Consider the following 23,140-nt stretch of genomic DNA (forward strand, 5'->3'; position numbering starts at 1 on the left):
TCGGCTTATCTTACCCGTTTGTTCTTGGCGTCTGCGGCGTAGACCCTGTGTATGAGCTCCGCAACGGCCTTATAGAAGACTGACGGTATGACACTATCGACCGAGACTTGCGCAAACATGGAGCGCGCGAGCGGTGGGTCCTCGAACACCGGGATGCCGTTCTGCTCGGCAATCTCCCTGATTTTGAGCGCAATCAGGTCTTGGCCCTTTGCCAGAACGACCGGCGCGTCATTCTCTTCACGCGCATAGCGCAGCGCCACGGCGTAGTGCGTCGGGTTGGCGATGACAAGCGTGGCGCGGTGCACGTTGGCGATCATGCGCCGGCGGGCGCGGTCGCGCATCAGCGAGCGCTGCCGGCTTTTGACAAAGGGGTCGCCCTGCGCCTGCTTGTTTTCTTCCTTCACCTCGTGGCGCGTCATCTTGAGCTCGGTGAACCAGTGATAGCGCGTCCAGAAAAGGTCGGCGATCGCCACGATCGCAGTGGCGATCAGCATGACGATGATGATCTTGCGCATCGCCGTCATCATTCGCACGAGGATTGTCTGCGGATCGGAGAACATGGCATCGATCGAGCCGAAATATTCGCTCCTGAGCACGAAGAACAGGACGACCCCGACGACGACGACCTTGAACAGCGACTTTCCGAACTCGACGAGGCCGGGCAGGCTGAAGAGCCGTGACCAGCCCTTCACCGGAGAGATGCGCGAGGCTTGCGGCCTGATCCGTTCGAGCACAGGCGTCGGCAGGTTCTGGAAGATCGAGGAGGCGATGCCGAAGACCATGAACAGGATGAGGGCGGGTGCCAGCAGCGCCGCGCTCGACCAGCCGAGCCGGACGAAGAGCGCCAGAATGTCCGGGCCCGTCTCGATTTTCCATTGGTCGGGCTGTTCGAAAATGTCGCGCAGCGTTTCGCCCATGCGGCCGACGCTATCGGGAAGGAAGAACACCAGATAGATGAAAGTGGCGAGGATGGTCGCGAAGATCGACAGCTCGCGCGAAAACGGCACATTGCCTTTTTCCGCGGCGTCGGTTCGCTTCTTCGCGGTCGGGGCTTCTGTTTTGCTGTCCTTGTCATCATCTGCCAAGTCGCGGCCCTCCGTCAAAAAAGCAGGCCGCAGCTCATGCGTGCCACCCCGAACCGGGCAGCGATTCTGGGATGACGAGATGCGTCAAAGCAAAAACCCAAAGCGCGCCGCAGGAACCGAGTGCTCTGCGACACGCATAGAATGCGGCCGATCGATGAAGGGTAGTCGCCTGAGGCGCGGCGATCAACAATGGCCTGTTTGTCGGCCGGATTTGTCAACAGTCTCAGAAGCTCATGCGGCGGCCGAAGCTTCGCCTTCCTTCTCCTTGAGCTCGATCTGGCCTGAGTTGGCCAGGCGAATCGCCTCCTGCGCCACGGCGCGGCGCGCAATGGCGATCTCGCGCGGGTTGACGCCGCCCATGCCGCTCTGCAGATCCGATTCGATCATGCGGCGCTGGCGCGGACTGATGGCGGACAGAACCGATTCGCGGATATCGGCCGGCGAGCCGCGCAACGAGACGGTGAGCACGTCGGTCGAAATATCGTTGAGCAGCAGGACGCGGCTGCGCTGCGGCATGTACATGAGGTCCTCGAAGAGGAAGATCTTCGGCCGAACCTTGTTGACCGATTCGCGGCTGATCGATTCGAGCGAGGTGAGCAGCGTGTCGACCTGCGGCTTGTCGAGCTCGTTCATGAGATCGGCGACCTTCGTCGAGCCGGCAGCGTTGCGCTCTGCCTCGATTTCGGCAAGCAGCGTCATCACCTGGTTCTCGATGATCTGCGCCGCCTTCGGGCTGACGGCCTTCATGTTGACCGTCCGGTTCATGATGTCGGCGCGGCGGTTGTCGGGGAGCTGCAGCAGCACCTTGGCGCCGAAGGCGGAGGGCATCATCGACAGAATATAGGCGACGGTCTGCGGATGTTCGCGCAGCAGGAACTGTGCGACGAATGCCGGCTCGGCCTCGCTGAGGCGATCCCAGATCGAGGTCTCGTAGGCTTGGAAGGCCGTGCGGCGGCCGAGCAGGCTGTCCACCTCGTCGGGGGTCAGGCCTTCTTCCAGAATGGCTTCGATTGCTTTGGCATTGTCCATCAGTCCGGCGCCCTCGGTAAAGAGGTCCTCGAACTCGGAGACGAGGGACAGGAGCTCGTCCGGCGGAATGGCGCGCAGCGACTGGGCAGATGCGATAATGGTCTGCAACTCGGCCTGAGTGAAATATTTCAACAGCCGGCCGGCGACACCCTTTCCCATGGCGAGAAGGACCGCCGCCGCCTTTTCAGCCTGGGTCAACGGTTTCCCGGCTAGCGCGCCGCCGAAATCGTCAAAGTCCATCATGGTCTAACCTCTCCGTCCCCACAGGGATCAGGCTTTTTTCGTACTCAAAACTTCTATCAGCTTCACGCCGAATCGGGTGTCGTCGTTATCAAGAACCGTAATCTCGCCGCGTGCAATCCTGCGGCCGTTCACCATGATCTCAACGGGTTCGCCGATTTTCTTGTCGAGAGCGATCGTCGCTCCTTCATTGAGATTCATCAGGCTGGAGACCTGCATCCGGCTGGTGCCGAGCATGATCTGGACATCGATCGGAATGTCCATGATCAGCTCGAAGTTCGAGGTCAGCGCGCTGCCGAGCGGCGCCGATGACGCCTCGAACGAAGAGCTGCCGCCGAAATCCATGCCTGCAACCGGGCTGGCATTGCCTGCGCCGAAATCGCCGCCGAAATCATCGCCGCCGAAAGGGGAATCCGAAATCTCGCCGCCGAAGGCGGCCAGATCCGTTCCTGCCGCGAAGTCGTCATTCTCCAGCTCACCGCCAAACTGCGACAGGTCGCTATCGGCGTCCTTCTTCAGCACGCCGCGCAGATCGTCGATCGCCTGGTCGAGATCGGCTTCGCTGCCCGGCATATCCAGGGAGAGGTCACTGTTCTGCTGTGTTTTCTTCGTTGCCATGAAATCACTATTCCAGTTGAAACTTGCCTCAAACTGCCTTTGCAGCCCAGAAGCCAGAGAACCGATCAATTCATTAAATGACGGATGAGTTCGTCATCCGAGTTCATCGTATCCTTGACGCGGACCATGTAGTTTTCGCCAGAACGCCCGAATTCGCATATATACAATTCCTTGCTGTTGGCGCTGACCTCGACGCGTACGTCGCCGCTGTCGCGGAACGGAATGACGTCGCCGGCCATCAGCTTCGATATGGTGCGCAGCGTCAGGTCCTGTAACCTGATCCTGGCTTCGAGTGTGACATGCGAGCGGCGGACCTGATCGCCCAGCTGTTCGGTCCATTCCGGCGAATTGCCGCCGGTCTGGCGCTTCGGCTTTGGCGGCGTCACCTTGGTCTTGAGCAGCGCCGTCTGTGGAATGATCAGTGCGAATTCTGAAACAATGCCGGCGAGCTTGATCGACATGTTGATGGCGGCGGCAAATTCGTCCGGCTTGTCCTCCGCCGGCCGGGGGCGCGAGTCATGCGCATGCGGGGCCGAAAGACTGGGCTCGAAACCGCCCGGTGCGTTCACCGCCGAGCGCAGCACCTTGGCGATCTTGTCGAAGACCATGACCGCCAGATCGAGTTCGATGACCGAGAGCAGCCGCTCGGCCGGCTCCTCGATCGTATCGGCGGTGGCGCCGAGCAGGTGTTCCATCAACGTGATGACGAAACCGTTGCCGCAGGCAAGCGCGACATTCTGAGACCAGTTGCGCAACGTCGCGTCGACGAGCGTGACGTTGTGGCTGAGGTCGTCGATCAGGTGGTTCTTATAGCCGATCTCGCAGCCGAGATAGCTGACGGTCACGTCGAGGCCGGTCTCGCTTTTGATGACGTCGGGAAAGAATTCGCTGTAGACATCCCCAAAGGCGCTGCAGATCTTGGCGACCCTGCCCCTGTCTCCGAGCCCGCCGGTCAGCTTGGCGAGAAGGGCGGGATCCATTGCCGGTTTGTCATGTGAAGCATCGCTCATGGTCATTTAAGCCGCCTTGTTCTCGCCGCCCGGGTTCATCATTTCCTGTTCGACGGCATCGATGGACGGACGTTCGTAAGCCGAGATTGTCTTGCGGCCGTATTCGAGAGCGACCTGCGGCACCGAGCCGTTCATATAGGCAAGCAGCGTCTGCTTGACGATGACATAGAGGCGATGCTGCTTGTTGCGGACGATCTTGATCTGGGAAACCAGCGGCGAGCAGACGCAGTAGGACAGGAGAATGCCGAGGAAGGTGCCGACGAGCGCCGAGCCGATCAGATGGCCGAGCACCTCGGGCGAATCGTTGATGTGGGCCATCGCCTTGATGACGCCGAGAACGGCCGCGACGATACCGATCGCCGGGAAGGAATCGCCCATGATCTGGATCGCGTGATAGGGCTTCATCTTGTCGTGCATGATGGTGTTGAGCTCTTCGTCCATCAGCGCCTCGATTTCGTGGCTACGGGCGTTGCCGATGATGATCAGGCGGACGTAATCGCAGATGAACGCCGTCAGCTCCTTGTTCTTCAGCACTGTCGGAGCCTGCTGGAAGATCGTCGATTCGGCAGGATTGTCGATATGGGCTTCGATTTCGTTTCGCGACTTGGTGCGCAGGTCGCGCATCAGCGAGTAGAGCACGCCGAGCGTATCGAGATAGTTCCGCTCCTTCGGAACGGCGTGCTTGAAGGCCTCTGCAAGCGCCTTACCGGAATCCTTTACCACCTTCATCGGGTTCGCCATGATGAAGCTGCCGAGTCCGGCGCCGCCGATGATGAGAAATTCGAAGGGCTGGAACAGCGCGTCCACTTCGCCGCCCATCGCCATGAAGCTGCCGACGATGCAGCCGCAGACAACAATAAATCCGATAATGATGTTCATCGTCAGCCCAATCTGAACGTTGCTTTTCTCTAGGACGGATAGGGTTTCTGCCTTGCGTGAGGCTGATGAAAGGGTCGGTCCGGGCATTTCCACGTGCCAGCTTCGCGCAAGCATCTGTCGCCAATCTAAAGGAGACGAATGGGGGCTCGCGTCCGTTTCTGAGATGCCGCCTCAGCGAAATTCCGGCCGAACCAGATCAGACGACGCCCGGCTTTTCGTTCCGTTCATCGCCAATGCTTGGAGCTTACAGACATGCAATCCGGTCTTTACGTTTCTCTGTCGTCGCAGATGGCGCTTGAAAAGCGCCTGAACACCATCGCCGACAACATGGCGAACGTGAACACCACGGGTTTTCGTGCCACCGAGGTGAAGTTCGACGAGATGGTGGCGGCCACCAAGAACAAGCTGAATACCAAGGTCGCCTTCGTTTCTCAGGGCAACGACTATCTGAACGAGCAGAACGGCGAGTTGCAGCACACCGGCAACATGCTCGATTTCGCCATTAAGGGCGATGCCTGGTTTGCGCTCGATACGCCAGCCGGCCGTGTGCTCACGAGGGACGGCCGCTTTACGCTCAAGGAAACCGGCGAACTCGTCTCCATCCGGGGATATCCCGTCCTCGATGCCGGCGGCGCACCGATTCAGCTGGACACGAAGGCCGGCGAGCCGGCTGTCGGCAGCGATGGCATCATCTATCAGGGCGACCGCCAGGTCGGCTCCCTCGGCCTGTTCGAGGCCGATATCAGCAAGGGTTACCTGCGTTACGAAAACAGCGGCATCATGACCACCGACCAGCCGCGCGCCGTCGTCGACCGCTTCAATGTCGGTGTCGAGCAGGGCTATCTGGAAAATTCCAACGTTAACGCCATGCGCGAGATCACTCAGCTGATCGAAGTCAACCGTGCCTTCGAAAGCATTTCCTCGCTGATGCGCGACAGCGAGGATTCGTTCAAGCAGGCCGTCCAGACGCTTGGGGGCAGCCGCTAAGCAATGAGCACAACGCTACTGTCCGAAGACGGCCTTTCTCCGAAGCTCGCGCATCTGGCGGGTCTCGTCGATCGATACGCATCGCCGGAATTCGCCGTCGCTCATGGCGGTCGCGTCCAGACCATCGCTGCCGGCCACTATACTGTTCGCGGTCTCTCCCGTCATGTTCGTCTCGGTGAATTCGTCGCGCATAAATCGGCGACCGGCATCCATCTCGGCGAGGTCGTGCGTGTCGAGCCGGACCTGATCTATGTCTGCCCGATCGAACCCGGTGAGCCGATCGGCATCCATGACACGGTCATTCGCAAGGGCGCCTTCCGAATTTCGCCATCCGACAGCTGGTGCGGGCGGACGATCAATTCGCTGTGTGAGCCGATCGACGGTCTGGGACCGATCGCCCAGGGGCTCGATCGCCGCTCGATTTCCAACGCCGCGCCACCCTCGATGACGCGCCAGCGCGTGGCGACCGGCTTCAAGACCGGCGTGCGCGCGATCGACATCTTTTCGCCGCTCTGCCTCGGCCAGCGTCTCGGCATCTTTGCCGGCTCCGGCGTCGGCAAGTCGACGCTTCTGTCCATGCTTGCCCGCGCCGACGCCTTCGACAAGGTGGTCATCGCCCTCGTCGGCGAACGCGGCCGCGAGGTGCGCGAATTCATCGAGGATACGCTCGGCAGCAATATGAAGAAGGCGATTGCCGTCGTCGCGACCAGCGACGAAAGCCCGATGCTGCGCAAGATGGCGCCGCTGACGGCGGTCACCATCGCCGAGCATTTCCGCGACAAGGGCGAGAACGTGCTCTTCATCGTCGACAGCGTCACCCGTTTCGCCCATGCGATCCGCGAGGTGGCGACCGCCTCCGGCGAACCGCCGATCGCCCGCGGTTATCCCGCCTCCGTTTTCACCGAGCTGCCGCGCCTGCTCGAACGCGCTGGTCCTGGCCCGGAGGGCGCCGGCACGATCACCGCCATCATCTCGATCCTCGTCGATGGCGACAATCACAACGACCCGATCGCCGATTCGACGCGCGGCATTCTCGACGGCCATATCGTCTTGCAGCGCAGTCTTGCCGAGGAAGGGCGCTATCCTCCGATCGATCCGCTCGCCTCGATCTCGCGTCTTGCCCGCAAGGCCTGGACGCCGGATCAGGAAAAGCTGGTGTCACGATTGAAGGTGTTGATCCACCGCTTTGAGGAAACGAGGGATCTGCGGCTGATCGGCGGTTATCGCCAAGGCGCCGATCCTGATCTCGACATGGCGGTCAAGCAGGTCCCTATCATTTACGACGTCCTGAAACAGTCTCCAGGCGATCGCGACTCGGTCGACGCTTTTGCCGATCTCGCCGGCGCGCTCAAGGCTGCTGCCGGCATGGGCAATCAGGGCGCACCCATGCAGAGGAGATAATAGTGGCTGATTTCGATGATGAACGCATCGCTTCCCTGAAGCCGCGCGACAAGACCGCCACTCTGGATCGGTTTCTCACCTTCGCCGGCCTGGCGCTTGCCGGCGCCTCCGCCTTTTTCCCCTGGTACGTCTTCTTCAATGCGGACAAGTTCGGCATCAACGTCGCCACCAGCAGCAATTCGCGCGAACTGCCGGATTGGCCCGCCCGCAACGTCTTCAGCGTCTCACCGCTGGCCATGGTCAACAAGAACGAGGCAGCCAAGAAGGCTCCGCCGGTCGATCCGCTGACGACGGCGACGGTCTCCGATCTCGGCAAACAGCGTGACGGCGCCGCGATGCTGGAAGACCAGCCTTTCCCGGGCAAGTCTTCCTTCCGCCTTCTGCATGTGTCCAACGGCCGAGCGCTGATCGAGGATCCCTCGGGCATGTATGTGGTGCGCATCGGCTCGGTCCTGCCCGACGAAAGCCGCCTGGCGATGATCGAGCAGCGCGAGGGCAAGTGGGTGATCATCACCTCCAAGGGCGATATCTACAAGAACGATTGAACCTCTTCGCAAAGGCTGAAGACAAGAGGGCTCCCCCGCAAACCGGCAGGAGCCCTTTTCTCTGGCGGCCTTGGGCGAAGCGCCTCGATGGCCGGATTCCCGTAAGTCCCACGCAAGATTACCGCTCTAGGTTCCGGATAGTAAAAACGGAGAGTTCTCATGCAACCGATCCAACTTTTCGACTTGGCTTCGCGACAGGCGGAATGGCTGACGATCCGTCAGCAGGTTGTTGCCGGCAACATCGCGAATGCCAATACGCCGAAATTCCGCGCCAAAGACGTCACGCCCTTCGATGCCGTGCTGGACAGATCTGACATCACCATGGCGCGCACCAATCCGGCGCACTTCAGCGGCAACGATTTCAGCGCAAGCGGCGATATCGACGTCAAGGAAGCGGCCCTCGACCAGGAGATCGGCATTCAGGAATCCGGCAACACCGTCGGTTTGGCCGAGGAGCTTTCCAAGTCGGGTGACATCAAGCGCCAATACGATCTGAACACCTCCCTGGTCAGCTCCTTCAATCGCATGATGTTGATGACGGTCAGGAAGTAAGTGTCATGGATCCGCTTTCCGCAGCTATGAAAATCGCCGGTTCGGGGCTCGAGGCGCAATCGACGCGCCTGCGCATCGTCTCGGAAAACATTGCCAACGCCCGCTCGACCGGTGACACGCCGGGCGCCGATCCCTATCGCCGCAAGACGATCACCTTCGGCCAGCAGATGGACCGCACCAGCGGCGTCGAGACCGTCAACGTCAAGAAGGTCGGTGTCGACGAAGGCGACTTCAGCACCGAATTCGACCCCAGCAATCCGGCGGCGGACGCCAAGGGCGTCGTCAAATTGCCGAACGTCAACATCCTGGTCGAGATGGCCGACATGCGTGAAGCCAATCGCTCCTATGATGCCAATCTGCAGACCATCAAGCAGACCCGCGACCTCATCTCGTCCACGATCGATCTTCTGAAGAGCCAATAATCAATGATCAGCAGCGTCCAGAATGTCAGCAATCTTTCGATGACCCGCGCGCTCGGCGCCGTCGACACCGAAAATTCCGCCTCGTCCTCCGCAACAGCCATGCCGGGCACCGCAGGTGCGGCCAACGGCCTGAGCTTCGCCTCCGTGCTGGGCGGCATGGCGACCGACGCCGTCAACAGCCTGAAGGGTGCCGAAAGCATGTCCTTCGCCGGCATCAAGGGCACGGCGACGACCCGTGAAGTCGTCGATTCCATGCTCCAGGCCGAGCAGACGCTGCAGACCGCGATTGCCATCCGCGACAAGGTCGTTTCGGCCTTTCTCGAAGTCACCAAGATGCAGATGTAACTGATTGAGGACGAACACATGAGAGCGCTCGCCATCGCAGCAACGGGCATGGATGCCCAGCAGACCAATCTGGAAGTCATCGCGAACAACATTGCGAACATCAACACGACGGGCTTCAAGCGGGCTCGCGCCGAGTTCACCGACCTTCTCTACCAGACCGAACGCGCCAAGGGCGTCGCCAACCGGGCCAACCAGGCCGTCGTTCCCGAAGGCGCCAATATCGGCCTCGGCGTCCAGACCTCCGCGGTCCGCAACCTGCATCTCCAGGGCGAACTCACGCAGACAGGCAACGATCTCGACGTGGCGCTGATCGGCAAGGGCTTCTTTCAGATCCAGTCGACCGATGGCACGACGCTCTATACTCGCGCCGGCGCTTTCAACAAGAATGACCAGGGCCAGCTCGTCACCATCGACGGCTATGAAGTCCTGCCTGGGATCACCATCCCTCAGGGTTCGACCGAACTGACCATCAGCCGCTCCGGCGAGGTCTCGGCCAAGCTGCCGGGCCAGACCGATCCGACCGTTCTCGGACAGCTGACGCTTGCCGATTTCGTCAACGAAGCGGGCCTTCAGCCGATCGGCGACAATCTCTTCCAGGAAACGCCGGCCTCGGGCGAGGCGGTCGTCGGCAACCCTGACGAGGAAGGCTTTGCCTATATGAAGCAGGGTTATCTGGAATCCTCGAACGTCGACCCGGTGAAGGAAATCACCGAGCTGATATCGGCTCAGCGTGCTTACGAAATGAATTCCAAGGTGATCACCACGGCTGATGAAATGGCCTCCATCGTCAGCAAGAACCTGAAGTAAAGGGAAGGGCCGAAACATGATGTTTTGCCGGGCAGGACGCATCTCAGGATGGGTGGCGGCAGCCACGATCGCAATCGCGGGCATCATCTTGCCCGTGAATGCGGATGCCGGCATGGGTTATGCCGTCGTCCCGACGACGATCATCTATCCCGGCGACACATTGTCGGGCAGCCAGCTTCAGGAGGTTGAGGTCACCAACCCCAACCTCACCGGCGATTATGCCAAATCGATTTCGCAGGTCGAAGGTCTGGTTTCCAAACGCACGCTGCTGCCGGGCCGTACGATCTCGGTTTCAGCGCTGCGCGAGCCCTATACGGTGACGCGCGGCTCTTCGATCCGCCTGGTCTTCTCTCTCGGCGCAATGACGATCTCCGCCGCCGGCACGCCGCTTGAAGACGGTGCGACGGGGCAGGTGGTCCGTGCGCGTAATATGGATTCCGGCGTCATCGTCAGCGGCACGGTGCTTGCGGACGGCACGATCCATGTGAGGGCGAAATGAAATTGTTCTTCCGTATCGTCACCTTTGTTGCGGTTGTCGCCATGACTTTGGCCGACGTGGCGCCCGCCTGGGCGCTGACGTCCCGCATCAAGGATATCGCTTCGCTTCAGGCCGGCCGCGATAACCAGCTGATCGGGTACGGTCTCATCGTCGGCCTGCAGGGAACCGGCGACGGCTTCCGTTCCTCGCCCTTCACCGAGCAGTCGATGCGGGCAATGCTCCAGAATCTCGGCATCTCGACACAGGGCGGCCAGTCCAACGCGAAGAACACCGCGGCCGTGATGGTCACCGCCAACCTGCCGCCCTTCGCGAGCCCCGGCAGCCGTTTGGATGTTACGGTGAGCTCGCTCGGGGATGCTACCTCGCTGCGCGGCGGCACGCTCGTGATGACCTCGCTTTCCGGCGCCGACGGCCAGATCTACGCTGTCGCTCAGGGCTCCGTTATCGTCTCCGGCTTTCAGGCGCAGGGCCAGGCGGCGACGGTGACCGAAGGCGTCACCACCGCCGGCCGCGTGCCCGGCGGCGCGATCATCGAACGCGAACTGCCGTCCCACTTCAAGGATTCAGTCAATCTCGTCCTGCAGCTACGCAATCCCGACTTCTCGACGGCGATCCGCGTTGCCGACATCGTCAATGGCTATGCCTCCGCGCGCTTCGGCGGCCCGGTCGCCGAAGCCAAGGATTCGCAGGAAGTGGTGATCCAGAAACCGCGCACGGCCGATCTCACCCGGCTGATGGCCGACGTCGAAAACCTCATTGTCGAAACCGATACGCCGGCCAAGGTGGTTATCAACGAGCGCACCGGCACGATCGTCATCGGTTCCGATGTCCGCGTCTCGCCGGTTGCCGTCAGCTACGGCACTCTGACTGTTCAGGTCACCGAGACGCCGCAGATCATTCAGCCCGAACCATTCTCGCGCGGGCGGACTGCCGTTCAGCCGCAGACCGACATTGCGGCTGAGCAGACCGGTGGGCGCGTTGCCATCATCGACGGTCCCGACCTCAGGACCCTTGTCGCCGGCCTCAACAATATCGGCGTGAAACCGGATGGGATCATCGCCATTCTCCAGGGCATCAAGTCGGCGGGCGCCCTGCAGGCGGAGCTTGTGCTGCAATGATGACGATCCTGAATCCTGACATGACCGTGCTGCAGCTGCTGCGCCGCCTGGCGCTGCCGGCAGCCGGCCTCGTCCTTCTGTCGATCCCCGGCGCCTTCGCACAGGAGCATCCGGAGGGGGACATCACGTCTCAGGACGAGATCAAGCAATTCTGCACCAACATCGCCGATCCCGCCCGCGACCAACGCTACCTGCTGCAGAAACAGGAGCTGGAAAGGCTCCGCGCCGACATCGACGCCCGGATGGAAGAGATGGACAAACGCAAGGCCGAATACCAGGACTGGCTGAAGCGGCGCGACGATTTCCTCAAGCAGGCCGAAGCCGGCCTCACCGATATCTACAAGAAGATGAAGCCGGATGCGGCGGCACTGCAGCTGCAGGATATGAACATCGAAGTAGCGTCGGCCGTCATCATGCGGCTCGGCCCGCGCCAGTCGAGCCTCATCCTCAACGAGATGGACTCGAAGAAGGCCGCGGCCATCGCCAGCGTCATCGCCAGTGCGTCCGATCCCAATACGTCGAAGGATCCTTCATGAATATGCGTTTCCCGGCCGCGATCGCCGCCCTCGCACTCCTTGCGGGCTGCCAGTCTCCGACGGCAGTCAGCGAGATCGGCCGTGCGCCCGCCATGAGCCCGATCGGCAGCGGACTTGCCTATGGCCAGACCCCGCAGATGGCGCTCTATCCGAAGCAGCCGCGCGCCGTGGCGCAGGGCTATTCGCTCTGGAGCGATTCGCAGGCCGCGCTCTTTAAGGATGCACGCGCTTTGAACGTCGGCGACATTCTGACCGTCGACATCCAGATCAACGACAAGGCCTCCTTCGACAACGAGACCAACCGCAGCCGCACGAATTCGAGCGGCATGAACTGGGACATCAATGCTCAGATCTTCGGCTGGACGCCTGAATCCAAGACCGATCTGACCTATGGTTCCGACACCAGCACCGACGGCAAGGGCAAGATCGAGCGCACTGACAAGCTCACCCTTCTCGTTGCGGCCGTCGTCACCGGCATTCTCGAAAACGGTAACCTCGTCATCTCGGGTTCGCAGGAAGTCCGTCTGAACCAGGAGCTGCGCATCCTGAACGTCGCCGGTATCGTGCGTCCACAGGACGTCAACGCCGACAACCAGATCTCTTACGACAAGATCGCCGAAGCCCGCATCTCCTATGGCGGCCGGGGTCGCCTGATGGAAGTGCAGCAGCCTCCGCGCGGCCAGCAGGCCGTCGATCTTTTCTCGCCGCTTTGAGGCCGAACGACGATGGCAGACGAAGACATAAGCGCAGGTCAATCGAAGAAGAAATCCGGCCTGCTGACGATCATCGGCATTGCCGTCCTGACGCTCCTCGGCGCCGGCGGCGGCTGGGCGGTCGGCACGATCGTCGCCCCCGAGATCAAGGGCGCCAAGGAGGTAGAGCAGGCCAAGGAGGCCGAGGCCAAGAAGAAGGCCGAGGAAGGTCTGGCGCGCATCTCGACCGAGGCCAACAACGTCGTCCAGCTCGAGCCGATTACATCGAACCTCGCCTACCCCTCGGAAAACTGGGTCCGACTCGAAGTCGCGCTGCTGTTCAACGGGCCGCCTGACGTCAAGATCGCCGAAGACATTCACCAGGATATCCTCGCCTATGTCAGGACGGTTTCCCTGCAGCAGATCGAGGGGCCGCGCGGCTTTCAATATCTCAAGGATGACATCCAGGAACGTGTTGACCTTCGCTCGCAAGGGCGGGTATCGAAGGTCATGTTCAGGACCTTTGTCATCGAATGATTCGTTTCATAGTTTTCCTTGCCGCCATGATGGCGGTACCGGAACTGGCGGTGGCACAGCAGCTGCCGACCGACTTGTTGAACGTGCCGGTCGATGGCTCCGTCGCCGCCTGGATCATCCGCACATTCGGCCTGCTGACTGTTCTTTCGGTCGCGCCGGGCATCCTGATCATGGTGACGAGCTTCCCGCGTTTCGTCATCGCCTTCTCGATCCTGCGCTCGGGGATGGGCATCTCCTCGACGCCTTCCAACATGATCCTGCTGTCGCTGTCGCTCTTCATGACCTTCTACGTCATGTCGCCGACTTTCGATCAGGCCTGGCAGAATGGCGTGCAGCCGCTGCTTGCCAACCAGATCAATGAGACTGAGGCGGTCCAGCGTATCGCCGAACCCTTCCGCACCTTCATGGCGGCCAATACCCGGGACAAGGATCTGGCGCTCTTCGTCGATCTTGCGCGCGAGCGCGGACAGAACATCCAGACGACCGATCCGATCGACTATCGCGTGCTGATCCCTGCCTTCATGATTTCCGAAATCCGCCGCGGCTTCGAGATCGGCTTTCTGGTCGTGCTGCCGTTCCTGGTCATCGACCTCATCGTTGCAACCATCACCATGGCGATGGGCATGATGATGCTGCCGCCGACGTCGATCTCGCTGCCTTTCAAGATTCTCTTCTTCGTACTGATCGACGGCTGGAACCTGCTCGTCGGCAGCCTGGTGCGCTCGTTCAGCTGATCGGCTGAGCTCTTATATTTCGATAAAAGAAAACCCCGCCGGATCCGCTCCGGCGGGGTTCATCATGCAGTCGAACCGTTACTCGGCCGCGAAGGGGGCCGTCCGCGGGGGCATCGCTGGAATATCCATGTGCTCGGGCGCCAGGCGCTGTTTCGCCCGTTCGGCCATGATTTCGTAGGCCTTCTCCAGGTGATGGCAGAAACGTTCGGCGTCGAACAGCGGCGCGATATAACGCTGCTCCTTCAGATGTGCCTTGTATTCGGCGATCCGCTCGGGATTCTGCGCCAGCTCGACGGCGAGATCCTCGTATGCCTGCAGGTCGCTTGCTACGAGCTCGGGTAGATCGATCGCCCTGAGCAGGCTTTCGCTGACGCGCGAGGCGAAGTTGGTGCCCTTGACCGTCAAAACCGGCAGGCCGCCCCAGAGCTGCTCCGAGGTGGTCGTGTGACCGTTGACAGGGAAGGTGTCGATCCCGAGGTCGGCTGCCTGCTGGCGGCTGATGTGATCTTCGTAGGGCGCGCGCGGGCAGAAGATGATGCGCTTGGGCGCAATGCCGGCGGCCTGGAACTGCTTCAGCAGGTTCGCCTGGTTGCGCGGCGAATTGGCCATCAACCAGAGCACGCTGTTCGGCGCGCGCTTGAGGATGCGGCACCAGCTGTTGACCACATCGGGCGTGATCTTGCGGTTGCCGTTGAAGGAGGCGAAGATGAAGGCCTCTTCCGGCAGGCCGAGTTGCTCGCGGGTGACCGGACGCGGCTTCGGGCGATGCATCGGATCGTTCGGCTGGTAGCTCTCCGGAAGCCGGCAGAATTTCTCGTGGAAGAATGGCTTGGCCACGTCGGGCAGCACCGAATGGTCGCCGATGACGTAGTCCAGGTCGATGTTGACGGTGCTGCCGGGAAAACCGAGCCATCCGACATGAACAGGTGCCAGCGGCAGGTTGAAGGCTGACGCGCGGCTGCCCGACGTGTGACCCTTCAGATCGACCATGATGTCGATATTGTGCTCGCGTACGATTTCCAGCACCGCCTGGTCGGAGAAACCGTGAATGTCGACGATCCTGCCCCAGCGGCTGCGGTCGGTGTCGTTATGCTTCAGGTATTCGGGGCCCGTATGGCAGAAGAGCGTCACCTCGAACCTGTCCTTGTCGTGCAGTTCGAGAATGCGCTGCAGCAGCTTCATCGTCGCGTGGCGATCCCAGAAGTCCGATGACATATATCCGATGCGGATCTTGTTTGACCATGTGTGCGGCTGGTTGCGGCGGAACGCGACCCGTTCCTGGTCAAGCGGGGTCGTGCCTATCGTTGCATATCGGTTGAAATCTTCGTTGCCGCACCAGTGCAGATGATAGAATGGATTGTCCTTGCGCAGGATCTCCAGATCACCCTTTGCCAGGGCCTCGTCGATCACTGCCTGATGCTTGGCCGCCTCTTCGAAATCGTTGAATTCACGAGCGAATACAAGGTGAAGAAAGCGGAAGGCGTGATTGCCTGGAAAGCGCTTGAAGAGGTTGCGCGCAAGCGTCTGGTTGGTCGTGTCGTTGAGATCGTCGCTGAGCAGCAGGGCCGCCAGGCGCATGTGATCGGGGTTCATGCTTTCCGACAGAACCGTCTTGAACGGGCGGATGATATCTCGCTGCTGGCGCTTCAGATAGATCGCGGTGATGATGAAGGCGAGTTCGGGATCTTCCTGCGCCCTGCTGAGGTTGCGCATGGCGATCAGCAGCGCTTCGTCCTCGTGGCCGGTTTCGTAGTGCAGCTTGGCAGCCTGCTTCTGATATTCGTAGGCGTTCGGCCCTTCGCAATTGCCGGCCAGGCCATAGGCCTTCGCGGCATCGGCCTTGAAGCCGAGCTGCACGAGGTTCTTGGCCAGCAGCGCATAGGTCTTGGCGTCCTGCTGAGTATCGATGAGCTGGTTGAGCGTCGCCAAGGACTTTGTGTAGCGGCCCGCCTGGTAATCTTTGGATGCCGCAGAGAACGAAACTTTGCTGTTCAAAACCCAACTCCGTGAAGGAAATTTTCTGGCATGGCTGTCGATCGCCGGGCGCGCACGATCCGGCCTCCCAGGCAACGGGTGGATTGATCCGATGATGCTATCCCGGCACCTGCCACGTTGCCATTCGAAGCTTGCTTGAAACAGGTGCGCCTCATGAAGACACTGTCTCGCCCGAGAGAAAACGGCTTCTGTCACGATACGTTAGGATCCGAAGGGATAGATTCAGCCGGTATTAACTATGGAATGTAAGGTGCCGGAGCGGAGCCTCCATTTTTAAGAAGTTGGCAAGCATTGGCTGCGAGATTGCCCTGGACATGACGGGTTTGGGCCAAACAAGCAGGCGCCGAGTAGCATGAAGCTGGTCCGTCATCGCCGGTAATACAGTCCGGTATGTCCTCCTTTTTGTATCTAGTTTCCAGGGGACAGATTTATGACAAGCATTAACACGAATTCTTCCGCACAGGCCGCTCTCCAGACGCTGCGCAATGTCAACCAGGGCCTCAACAAGACGCAGAACCACGTTTCATCCGGTTATCGCGTCGAAAAGGCTTCCGACAACGCTGCTTACTGGTCGATCGCAACGACCATGCGTTCGGACAACAAGGCACTGTCGGCCGTTTCCGACGCCCTCGGCGTGGGTGCTGCGAAGGTCGATACCGCTTACACCGCCATGGACAGCGCCATCGACGTGGTCGGCGAAATCAAGGCCAAGCTGGTTGCCGCGACTGAAAACGGCGTCGACAAGGCCAAGGTGCAGGAAGAAATCGGTCAGTTGCAGCAGCAGCTCCTGAGCATCGCCCAGTCGGCATCCTTCAATGGTGAGAACTGGGTTGCTGGCGCTGCCGGCACCAAGAGCGTCGTTTCCTCCTTCGTCCGCGACGGCTCGAACGCCGTATCGATCACCACGACCGATTACGTTCTCAACAGCGGTTCCGCCGGCAACGTTCTGTTCGGCATGAGCAACGGCACGGTCGAAACCTCCACGGGTATCCTCGGTACGTCGACGGGCGCGACCGGTTCTATCTACTCGATGAACATCACCAACTTCACCGCCGGTCAGATCCAGACGGCTCTGACCAACGTCGAATCGGCTCTGAAGTCGATGACCAGCGCCGGTGCCGCTCTCGGCTCGCTCTCCAGCCGCATCGACAGCCAGGAAGACTTCGTGTCGGCTCTCAGCGACTCGATCGACTCCGGTATCGGCCGTCTCGTCGACGCCGACATGGAGGAAGAATCTTCCAGACTCAGCGCCCTGCAGACCCAGCAGCAGCTGGCGATCCAGTCGCTGTCGATCGCGAACTCCTCTTCGCAGAACATCCTGTCGCTCTTCCGCTAAAGCGGTCGGCACAAGGCTTTCAAGTTTCGCGGCCGGGTCAGCCCCGGCCGCGAAATGTTTTAACATAAGGTTAATGAGCGTCCGCCTAAGTATCAGATATTTTTACGAAATTTCCATTTTGGATTTAGCTTTCCTTAACCATCTTGCTGTTTTCTAGGCCCATCGAAACGGCGAGTTAACCCTAACGAGAATGGTTAACAGGCATGATGCTGATCGCTGTGGGCCGGACGAAAATCCGGAATGTCCCTTTTTTAAGATCTGCCAATAAGGGGCAAACTTACTATGACGAGCATCAACACCAATAACGCTGCAATGGCAGCCCTTCAGACTCTGCGCGGGGTCAACCAGGGTCTCCAGACCACCCAGGCTCATGTTTCGTCCGGCTATCGTGTCGGCAAGGCTGCCGACAACGCTGCCTACTGGTCGATCGCAACGACCATGCGTTCGGACAACAAGGCACTGTCGGCTGTTTCCGACGCTCTCGGCCTCGGCGCTGCCAAGGTCGACACGGCTTACTCCGCCATGGACAGCGCCATCGACGTCGTCGGCGACATCAAGGCCAAGCTGGTTGCCGCGACTGAAAACGGCGTCGACAAGGCCAAGGTCCAGGAAGAAATCAGCCAGCTGCAGCAGCAGCTCCTGAGCGTCGCTCAGTCGGCTTCCTTCTCCGGTGAAAACTGGGTTGCCGGCGCTAACGGCACGAAGAACGTCGTTGCCTCCTTCGTCCGCGACGGCTCCAACGCCGTTTCGGTCGTGATGACCGACTATGTTCTCGACAACAGCTCCACGGGCAACGTCCTGTTCGGCATGAGCGCCGGCGCGGTTGAAACCTCCACGGGTATCCTCGGTACTTCGAACGGCGCAACCGGTTCCGTCTACGCGATGGACATCACCAACTTCACCCTCGGCCAGATCCAAACGGCTCTGACCAACGTTGAGTCGGCTCTGAAGTCCATGACCAGCGCCGGTGCTGCTCTCGGCTCGATCTCTAAGCGCATCGAGCTTCAGGAGAACTTCGTATCGGCTCTCAGCGACTCGATCGACTCCGGTATCGGCCGTCTCGTCGACGCCGACATGGAAGAAGAGTCCTCCAAACTCAGCGCCCTGCAGACCCAGCAGCAGCTCGCCGTCCAGTCCCTGTCGATTGCGAACTCCTCTTCGCAGACCATCCTGTCGCTCTTCCGCGGCTAATAAACGCCAGAAAATATGGCCCGCCGGTCTCCGGCGGGCACCTCTGCTCGAGCCGCGCTTCGATGAAGCGCGGCTTTCTTATTTCCGTTAACGATTGATTAACCATAATGTTGTCTTCTCAGCTCAACGAGACGGCGGGTTAACCGACATTAAAAACCGGTTAACAGGCATGAGGCTGATCCCCGTTCCCGGTAACATTCCGGAATGTCCCTTTTTCCCAGATGCCAACAAGGGGCAATCATTTCATGACCAGCATTTTGACGAACGTCGCGGCAATGGCCGCACTTCAGACACTCCGCGGAATCAACGACAGCCTCGAAGACACGCAGAACCACGTCTCGTCGGGTTATCGTGTTGAAAAGGCTGCCGACAATGCCGCTTACTGGTCGATCGCAACGACCATGCGTTCGGACAACAAGGCGCTTTCGGCCGTGTCCGACGCTCTTGGCCTCGGCGCCGCCAAGGTCGACACCGCCTACTCCGCCATGGACAGCGCCATCGACGTCATCAGCGAGATCAAGGCGAAGATCGTTGCCGCAACCGAAAAGGGCGTCGACAAGACCAAGGTCCAGGAGGAAATCGGTCAGCTGCAGCAGCAGCTTCTGAGCATCGCACAGTCGGCTTCCTTCTCCGGTGAAAACTGGGTCGCCGGCGCCGATGGCACCAAGAGCGTCGTGTCGACCTTTGTCCGCGACGGTAACGGCAATGTCTCGGTCAAGACGACCGACTACGTCCTGGACACGAGCTCCACGGGCAACGTTCTCTTCGGCATGACCTCGACCGGTACGATCGAGACAACTTCCGGCATCATCGGCACATCCTACGGCACGATCGGTTCGATCTACTCTATGGACATCAGCACCTTCGGTTCGGCTGAGATCTCCATGGCCCTGACCTCGATTGAGGCCGGCCTCGAAGCGATGACCAAGGCTGCATCGCAGCTCGGTTCGATTTCGACCCGTATCGAATTGCAGGAGAACTTCGTCGGAGCGCTCAGCGATTCGATCGACTCGGGCGTCGGCCGCCTCGTCGATGCCGACATGGAAGAGGAATCGAGCAAGCTGACGGCGTTGCAAACCCAGCAGCAGCTGGCGATCCAGTCGCTGTCGATCGCCAACTCCAGCGCGCAGAACATCCTCACGCTGTTCCGCAGCTAAATCAGCCGCTGAAGCTGGATCGAATCTTGCGCCGCCGATCGGCCGCAAGCAGGAAACCTTCCGGACCGCGCCCGAAACGGCGCGGTTCTTTGTTTTATATCAATAGCTTAACGTACGAGATAATCCGCTTGTCGCGCTCTTGGCGCCGCTCTTGCCCAACAAGTTGATATCGAGTTAACTTCGCCTTGAGTTGATTTGCTTTTGCGACGCGCCGGTGAAATTTCGCCGGAGGCATGAGGCCACTTCAGTCGCCGCCGGCAATCCGGCCTGCCCTTTCATCTTATTCCGAGACCCTGTCGATGACCGTTAAGATTACCAGCGCGGCCGCGGTGAATGCACTTGCGGTGCTGCGCAGCATCAACAAAGAAGCCAGTCAGACCCAGCAGCAAGTGTCTTCGGGCTATCGGATCGAGACGGCCGCAGACGATGCCTCCTACTGGTCGGTCGCCACTGTCATGCGCTCGGATAGCACCAATCTCGGCACGATCGGCGATGCGCTCGGTCTCGGGGCTGCCAAGGTGGATGCGACCTACACGGCAATGAATTCGGCGATCGATCTCGTCAGCCAGATCCGCGCCAAGCTGGTTGCGGCAAGAGAGCCCGGCACCGATAAGGACAAGATCAATGCCGAGATCAGCGAATATAAGGAGCAGCTGAAGACCGTTGTCGGGTCGACGTCGTTTGCAGGCGAGAACTGGTTGCTGAACAGTGACAAGGCAGCGCCACCGACATGGTCGGTCATTTCAGGTTTCGTGCGCGCCTCGACGGGCGAATACCAGGCCCAGACCATCGACTTCCCTTCGTCGCAGACCATCCTCATCGACAAGAACAATGCGAGCGGCGGCCTGTTCACCAAGGCGATTGATGCCCAGGCGATCAACAACAGCGGCACGGGACCGCGGAACTATTACCTGCTGGACGCCGGGTCGACCACGCCGGCGACGGGCAGCGAGATCGTGATCGACAAGAACACCACCGACGCCCAGCTCGTCGACATGCTCGATGTGACCGACTCCCTGTTCTCCTCGCTGACGACGACGGCCGCCTCCATCGGTGTGATGAAGACGCGTATTGACGACCAGATCGACTACGCGGCCGATCTGTCGGATTCGATCGACAAGAGCGTCGGCGCGCTGGTCGATACCGATATGGATGAGGCCTCGATCCGCCAGAAGGCGATCGAAACTCAGAAGCAGATGGCAGTCGAAGCGATCTCGATCCTCAACACGGCGGCAAGCAAGATCCTCATTCTGCTGGAGTAGAGCTGGGCGCGATCACCAATGGCGGCGGCGCCATTCATCCTCGCGCAAGTTTGACTTCCTAGTTTCCGGCATGAAGGCATCGTCCGAAAATCGTGCCGGCGCAAGGTCAAGCCCTTGTTCGCTGCGAAGGACATGTCGCGCGCAAGGTCATTTTGAACGGGGGCGGGCAAGCCGCACGTCTCCCGGATGCTGGATGGTTTCTATGAGCATTTCGCTTTCTCGGTATTTGAAGGACTTCGGCGAACCGAAGCCGTCAGCGCCGATCATCGATATCGACGATTTGGCCGGAGATGGTTTTCCGGAGACGCCGAGCGAACCTCCGGTCGACATTGAGGCGGAGCGGCGCGAGGCCTATGCGCAAGGCCATGCGGCGGCGACCGCTGATTTGACCGAGAAATACGAAAGCGAGGCGCGCGCTCTGGCCGAGGCCCATACGCGCGCGCTCGAGGAACTGAAGATTCGCTACGAAGTGGAGGCGGCCGCGGTCATTGCATCCCGCGTCCGCGATATCGCCGAAGAAGTCGCTCAGCTCGTCAGCGCCGGCGCGGCGATCGCCATTGCGCCCGTCGTGACGGAAGCGCTTGCGGCCAAGGCTGCCGAAAGTCTCGCCGCTTTGCTGCGTGAAGCAATTCTCGAAGGTGCGGCCGGACCAATCGTCGTCAGAGGGCCGACCGGCCTTTTCGACATATTGAAAGCCGAGCTCGGCGAACATGCCACGGCGGTTCGGCACATCGAGGCCGAAGATGTCGATCTAGCCGTCGAAATCGGTGAGTCCGTCATCGTTACCCGTATGTCCGCCTGGGCGGCCAGCTTGAAGAAAGTTCTCGAATGAGCGACGGCGAAAACCATCACCACGGCAGAAACGAGATCATTATCGTCAAGCGGCATGGCGGCGGTGATCACGATGGTGCCCATGGCGGTGCGTGGAAAATTGCCTATGCCGACTTCATGACGGCGATGATGGCATTCTTCCTGGTCATGTGGCTGGTCAACGCCGCCAACGAGGAGACCAAGGCCGCGGTTGCGACCTATTTCAATCCGATCAAGCTTGCCGACGAAAAGCCGACCGAGAAAGGCCTGAAGAAGCCTGTCGACCACGCCGAGGGCGAGGAGAAGAAGGAAAAGTCGAAACAGAAGGAAGATAATCCGACCGAGGGTAAGTCCGCCGCCGATGGTGACGACCAGACATCGACCTCAGGCGACCAGACCAATTATTCCGAGGCCGATTTCTTCGAGAATCCCTATTCGGTTCTCGCCGAGATCGCCCAGGAGGTCGGCCAGCAGGCCAATGTCAGCGCCAAGGGCGATGGCGGCGCGGCCGATTCCGGCCCTGCCACCGGCGCCGATGGCGGGCAAGCCTATCGCGATCCCTTCGATCCGGATTTCTGGACGAAGCAGGTCGAGGTGACAACGGCCGGAAAACCCTTGCCGCCCGGCAAGAGCGAGGAGCAGCCGACCGAGAGCGAGACCACGGAGATCGCCAAGGCCGAGGATATGAAGCCGGTGCCTTTGGCGACCGACCAGAAGTCCGCAAAGGAAGCCCCTGCTAAGGAAGCCAAGGAAATGAAGGGCGCCGCAGAGGCCAAGGACGGCAAGGTGACGGAGGGCAAAGCGGTCGAGCAGAAGAAGGCGGAAGCTCGGAAGGACGCCGAGCATCAGAAGGAAGCCGACCAGAGCGCGGCTGAGCCCGAGCAGCAGAAGAAGGAAGCTGAACAGCTTCAAGCGCAGATCTCCCAACAGATCGGCGGTGTTGCCGGCAAGCTCGCGGAAGGCCTGACAGTGACGGCGGCCGAAGGCGGCCTGCTGGTCAGCATCTCTGACCAGAACGATGATTCGATGTTCAATATCGGTTCGGCTGTTCCGCGCCAGGAGATGGTGCTCGCCATGGAAAAGATCGGGACGATCCTGAAGGAGAGGGGTGGCGCAGTCGCCATCCGCGGCCACACCGACGGGCGCCAATACAAGGGCGGGCAGAACGAGAACTGGCGGCTTTCGATGGATCGCGCCCAGAGCGCCTATTACATGCTCGTGCGCGGCGGACTGGACGAGACGCGCGTTTCCCAGGTCTCCGGTTTCGCCGACCGTCGGCTGAAGCTCCCCGCCGACCCGTTCAATGCGGCCAACCGCCGGATCGAGATCCTGGTGCAGGCGGAATAGGGATAG

The 23,140-nt window shown here is 60.4% G+C and carries 25 protein-coding genes; 19 read left to right on the top strand and 6 right to left on the bottom strand.

The annotated features are described in order from the left end of the window. Positions 1-5 precede the first annotated feature (5 nt). The 5 genes from flhB to motA form a co-directional block, all read right to left on the bottom strand. Positions 6-1,085, bottom strand: coding sequence for a flagellar biosynthesis protein FlhB (gene flhB, locus FHT70_RS15440; protein ID WP_097600321.1), 1,080 nt, complete (start codon positions 1,083-1,085; stop codon positions 6-8). Positions 1,086-1,316: 231 nt separating this feature from the next. Then, positions 1,317-2,357: a flagellar motor switch protein FliG gene (fliG, locus tag FHT70_RS15445; RefSeq protein ID WP_085776947.1), complete on the bottom strand. Its 1,041-nt coding sequence runs from the start codon at positions 2,355-2,357 to the stop codon at positions 1,317-1,319. Positions 2,358-2,384: 27 nt separating this feature from the next. Beyond that, positions 2,385-2,972: a flagellar motor switch protein FliN gene (gene fliN, locus FHT70_RS15450; RefSeq protein ID WP_183702786.1), complete on the bottom strand. Its 588-nt coding sequence runs from the start codon at positions 2,970-2,972 to the stop codon at positions 2,385-2,387. 65 nt (positions 2,973-3,037) lie between these two features. Then, complete coding sequence (locus FHT70_RS15455) at positions 3,038-3,988, bottom strand: FliM/FliN family flagellar motor switch protein (RefSeq protein ID WP_097600323.1); 951 nt, start codon at positions 3,986-3,988, stop codon at positions 3,038-3,040. Next, positions 3,989-4,861 carry a flagellar motor stator protein MotA gene (motA, locus tag FHT70_RS15460; protein WP_097600324.1) on the bottom strand — a complete coding sequence of 291 codons (873 nt, stop codon included), beginning with the start codon at positions 4,859-4,861 and terminating at the stop codon, positions 3,989-3,991. It lies immediately after the preceding gene. A 252-nt stretch (positions 4,862-5,113) separates the two neighbouring features. Here motA and flgF point away from each other — a divergent pair, with 252 nt between their 5' ends. The 13 genes from flgF to fliP all read left to right on the top strand — a co-directional run bounded on the left by flgF (position 5,114) and on the right by fliP (position 14,036). Beyond that, the gene (gene flgF, locus FHT70_RS15465) at positions 5,114-5,848 is read left to right on the top strand and encodes a flagellar basal-body rod protein FlgF (protein WP_097600325.1); all 735 of its coding nucleotides are present in this window, start codon (positions 5,114-5,116) and stop codon (positions 5,846-5,848) included. A 3-nt stretch (positions 5,849-5,851) separates the two neighbouring features. Further along, complete coding sequence (gene fliI, locus FHT70_RS15470) at positions 5,852-7,249, top strand: flagellar protein export ATPase FliI (RefSeq protein ID WP_085776951.1); 1,398 nt, start codon at positions 5,852-5,854, stop codon at positions 7,247-7,249. Positions 7,250-7,251: 2 nt separating this feature from the next. Further along, complete coding sequence (locus FHT70_RS15475) at positions 7,252-7,794, top strand: flagellar protein (RefSeq protein WP_097600327.1); 543 nt, start codon at positions 7,252-7,254, stop codon at positions 7,792-7,794. Positions 7,795-7,953: 159 nt separating this feature from the next. Beyond that, on the top strand, positions 7,954-8,346 hold the full coding sequence (gene flgB, locus FHT70_RS15480) for a flagellar basal body rod protein FlgB (protein WP_085776953.1): 393 nt from the start codon (positions 7,954-7,956) through the stop codon (positions 8,344-8,346). Between the two features lie 5 nt (positions 8,347-8,351). Next, positions 8,352-8,768, top strand: coding sequence for a flagellar basal body rod protein FlgC (flgC, locus tag FHT70_RS15485; protein ID WP_064693821.1), 417 nt, complete (start codon positions 8,352-8,354; stop codon positions 8,766-8,768). A gap of 3 nt (positions 8,769-8,771) precedes the next feature. Beyond that, positions 8,772-9,113: a flagellar hook-basal body complex protein FliE gene (locus FHT70_RS15490; protein ID WP_183702667.1), complete on the top strand. Its 342-nt coding sequence runs from the start codon at positions 8,772-8,774 to the stop codon at positions 9,111-9,113. A gap of 18 nt (positions 9,114-9,131) precedes the next feature. Next, a complete protein-coding gene (flgG, locus tag FHT70_RS15495) occupies positions 9,132-9,920 on the top strand; it encodes a flagellar basal-body rod protein FlgG (RefSeq protein ID WP_011424026.1) in 789 nt (262 codons plus the stop codon). A 16-nt stretch (positions 9,921-9,936) separates the two neighbouring features. Continuing rightward, complete coding sequence (gene flgA / locus FHT70_RS15500) at positions 9,937-10,419, top strand: flagellar basal body P-ring formation chaperone FlgA (RefSeq protein ID WP_097600329.1); 483 nt, start codon at positions 9,937-9,939, stop codon at positions 10,417-10,419. Continuing rightward, positions 10,416-11,537 carry a flagellar basal body P-ring protein FlgI gene (locus FHT70_RS15505; RefSeq protein ID WP_183702670.1) on the top strand — a complete coding sequence of 374 codons (1,122 nt, stop codon included), beginning with the start codon at positions 10,416-10,418 and terminating at the stop codon, positions 11,535-11,537. The genes flgA and FHT70_RS15505 overlap by 4 nt, the downstream gene beginning before the upstream one ends. Next, complete coding sequence (locus FHT70_RS15510; RefSeq protein WP_085776957.1) at positions 11,534-12,073, top strand: MotE family protein; 540 nt, start codon at positions 11,534-11,536, stop codon at positions 12,071-12,073. The genes FHT70_RS15505 and FHT70_RS15510 overlap by 4 nt, the downstream gene beginning before the upstream one ends. Beyond that, entirely contained in the window at positions 12,070-12,786 is a 717-nt protein-coding gene (flgH, locus tag FHT70_RS15515) for a flagellar basal body L-ring protein FlgH (RefSeq protein WP_085776958.1), read from the top strand. The genes FHT70_RS15510 and flgH overlap by 4 nt, the downstream gene beginning before the upstream one ends. 12 nt (positions 12,787-12,798) lie before the next feature. After that, positions 12,799-13,302 (top strand): flagellar basal body-associated FliL family protein, encoded by a 504-nt coding sequence (locus FHT70_RS15520; RefSeq protein ID WP_183702672.1) that lies wholly within the window; start codon positions 12,799-12,801, stop codon positions 13,300-13,302. Next, the gene (gene fliP, locus FHT70_RS15525) at positions 13,299-14,036 is read left to right on the top strand and encodes a flagellar type III secretion system pore protein FliP (protein WP_097600331.1); all 738 of its coding nucleotides are present in this window, start codon (positions 13,299-13,301) and stop codon (positions 14,034-14,036) included. The genes FHT70_RS15520 and fliP overlap by 4 nt, the downstream gene beginning before the upstream one ends. A 78-nt stretch (positions 14,037-14,114) precedes the next feature. On the opposite strand, the gene FHT70_RS15530 is transcribed toward fliP, so the two are convergent. Beyond that, on the bottom strand, positions 14,115-16,031 hold the full coding sequence (locus FHT70_RS15530; RefSeq protein WP_183702675.1) for a glycosyl transferase: 1,917 nt from the start codon (positions 16,029-16,031) through the stop codon (positions 14,115-14,117). Between the two features lie 430 nt (positions 16,032-16,461). On the opposite strand from FHT70_RS15530, the gene FHT70_RS15535 reads away from it, so the two are divergent. The 6 genes from FHT70_RS15535 to FHT70_RS15560 all read left to right on the top strand — a co-directional run bounded on the left by FHT70_RS15535 (position 16,462) and on the right by FHT70_RS15560 (position 23,134). Continuing rightward, complete coding sequence (locus tag FHT70_RS15535; RefSeq protein WP_183702678.1) at positions 16,462-17,367, top strand: flagellin; 906 nt, start codon at positions 16,462-16,464, stop codon at positions 17,365-17,367. A gap of 282 nt (positions 17,368-17,649) precedes the next feature. Further along, positions 17,650-18,558 carry a flagellin gene (locus FHT70_RS15540; RefSeq protein WP_085776963.1) on the top strand — a complete coding sequence of 303 codons (909 nt, stop codon included), beginning with the start codon at positions 17,650-17,652 and terminating at the stop codon, positions 18,556-18,558. A 245-nt stretch (positions 18,559-18,803) separates the two neighbouring features. Next, the gene (locus tag FHT70_RS15545) at positions 18,804-19,715 is read left to right on the top strand and encodes a flagellin (RefSeq protein ID WP_085776964.1); all 912 of its coding nucleotides are present in this window, start codon (positions 18,804-18,806) and stop codon (positions 19,713-19,715) included. A gap of 299 nt (positions 19,716-20,014) precedes the next feature. Further along, positions 20,015-20,977: a flagellin gene (locus FHT70_RS15550; RefSeq protein ID WP_097600373.1), complete on the top strand. Its 963-nt coding sequence runs from the start codon at positions 20,015-20,017 to the stop codon at positions 20,975-20,977. Between the two features lie 202 nt (positions 20,978-21,179). Then, positions 21,180-21,809 (top strand): hypothetical protein, encoded by a 630-nt coding sequence (locus tag FHT70_RS15555; RefSeq protein WP_183702681.1) that lies wholly within the window; start codon positions 21,180-21,182, stop codon positions 21,807-21,809. Further along, complete coding sequence (locus FHT70_RS15560; RefSeq protein WP_183702684.1) at positions 21,806-23,134, top strand: MotB family protein; 1,329 nt, start codon at positions 21,806-21,808, stop codon at positions 23,132-23,134. Before FHT70_RS15555 ends, FHT70_RS15560 begins: the two co-directional genes overlap by 4 nt. Positions 23,135-23,140 lie beyond the last annotated feature (6 nt).

Origin of the sequence: Rhizobium sp. BK049, from assembly GCF_014193135.1 — a bacterium.
GTDB lineage: Bacteria > Pseudomonadota > Alphaproteobacteria > Rhizobiales > Rhizobiaceae > Rhizobium.

Excerpts from the sequence above, each read along its gene's own strand:
- fliG (WP_085776947.1), bottom strand. The coding sequence starts at position 2,357 with ATGATGGACTTTGACGATTTCGGCGGCGCGCTAGCCGGGAAACCGTTG.
- fliN (WP_183702786.1), bottom strand. The coding sequence starts at position 2,972 with ATGGCAACGAAGAAAACACAGCAGAACAGTGACCTCTCCCTGGATATG.
- FHT70_RS15455 (WP_097600323.1), bottom strand. The coding sequence starts at position 3,988 with ATGACCATGAGCGATGCTTCACATGACAAACCGGCAATGGATCCCGCC.
- motA (WP_097600324.1), bottom strand. The coding sequence starts at position 4,861 with ATGAACATCATTATCGGATTTATTGTTGTCTGCGGCTGCATCGTCGGC.
- flgF (WP_097600325.1), top strand. The coding sequence starts at position 5,114 with ATGCAATCCGGTCTTTACGTTTCTCTGTCGTCGCAGATGGCGCTTGAA.
- fliI (WP_085776951.1), top strand. The coding sequence starts at position 5,852 with ATGAGCACAACGCTACTGTCCGAAGACGGCCTTTCTCCGAAGCTCGCG.
- flgB (WP_085776953.1), top strand. The coding sequence starts at position 7,954 with ATGCAACCGATCCAACTTTTCGACTTGGCTTCGCGACAGGCGGAATGG.
- flgC (WP_064693821.1), top strand. The coding sequence starts at position 8,352 with ATGGATCCGCTTTCCGCAGCTATGAAAATCGCCGGTTCGGGGCTCGAG.
- FHT70_RS15490 (WP_183702667.1), top strand. The coding sequence starts at position 8,772 with ATGATCAGCAGCGTCCAGAATGTCAGCAATCTTTCGATGACCCGCGCG.
- flgG (WP_011424026.1), top strand. The coding sequence starts at position 9,132 with ATGAGAGCGCTCGCCATCGCAGCAACGGGCATGGATGCCCAGCAGACC.
- flgA (WP_097600329.1), top strand. The coding sequence starts at position 9,937 with ATGATGTTTTGCCGGGCAGGACGCATCTCAGGATGGGTGGCGGCAGCC.
- FHT70_RS15505 (WP_183702670.1), top strand. The coding sequence starts at position 10,416 with ATGAAATTGTTCTTCCGTATCGTCACCTTTGTTGCGGTTGTCGCCATG.
- FHT70_RS15510 (WP_085776957.1), top strand. The coding sequence starts at position 11,534 with ATGATGACGATCCTGAATCCTGACATGACCGTGCTGCAGCTGCTGCGC.
- flgH (WP_085776958.1), top strand. The coding sequence starts at position 12,070 with ATGAATATGCGTTTCCCGGCCGCGATCGCCGCCCTCGCACTCCTTGCG.
- FHT70_RS15520 (WP_183702672.1), top strand. The coding sequence starts at position 12,799 with ATGGCAGACGAAGACATAAGCGCAGGTCAATCGAAGAAGAAATCCGGC.
- fliP (WP_097600331.1), top strand. The coding sequence starts at position 13,299 with ATGATTCGTTTCATAGTTTTCCTTGCCGCCATGATGGCGGTACCGGAA.
- FHT70_RS15535 (WP_183702678.1), top strand. The coding sequence starts at position 16,462 with ATGACAAGCATTAACACGAATTCTTCCGCACAGGCCGCTCTCCAGACG.
- FHT70_RS15540 (WP_085776963.1), top strand. The coding sequence starts at position 17,650 with ATGACGAGCATCAACACCAATAACGCTGCAATGGCAGCCCTTCAGACT.
- FHT70_RS15545 (WP_085776964.1), top strand. The coding sequence starts at position 18,804 with ATGACCAGCATTTTGACGAACGTCGCGGCAATGGCCGCACTTCAGACA.
- FHT70_RS15550 (WP_097600373.1), top strand. The coding sequence starts at position 20,015 with ATGACCGTTAAGATTACCAGCGCGGCCGCGGTGAATGCACTTGCGGTG.
- FHT70_RS15555 (WP_183702681.1), top strand. The coding sequence starts at position 21,180 with ATGAGCATTTCGCTTTCTCGGTATTTGAAGGACTTCGGCGAACCGAAG.
- FHT70_RS15560 (WP_183702684.1), top strand. The coding sequence starts at position 21,806 with ATGAGCGACGGCGAAAACCATCACCACGGCAGAAACGAGATCATTATC.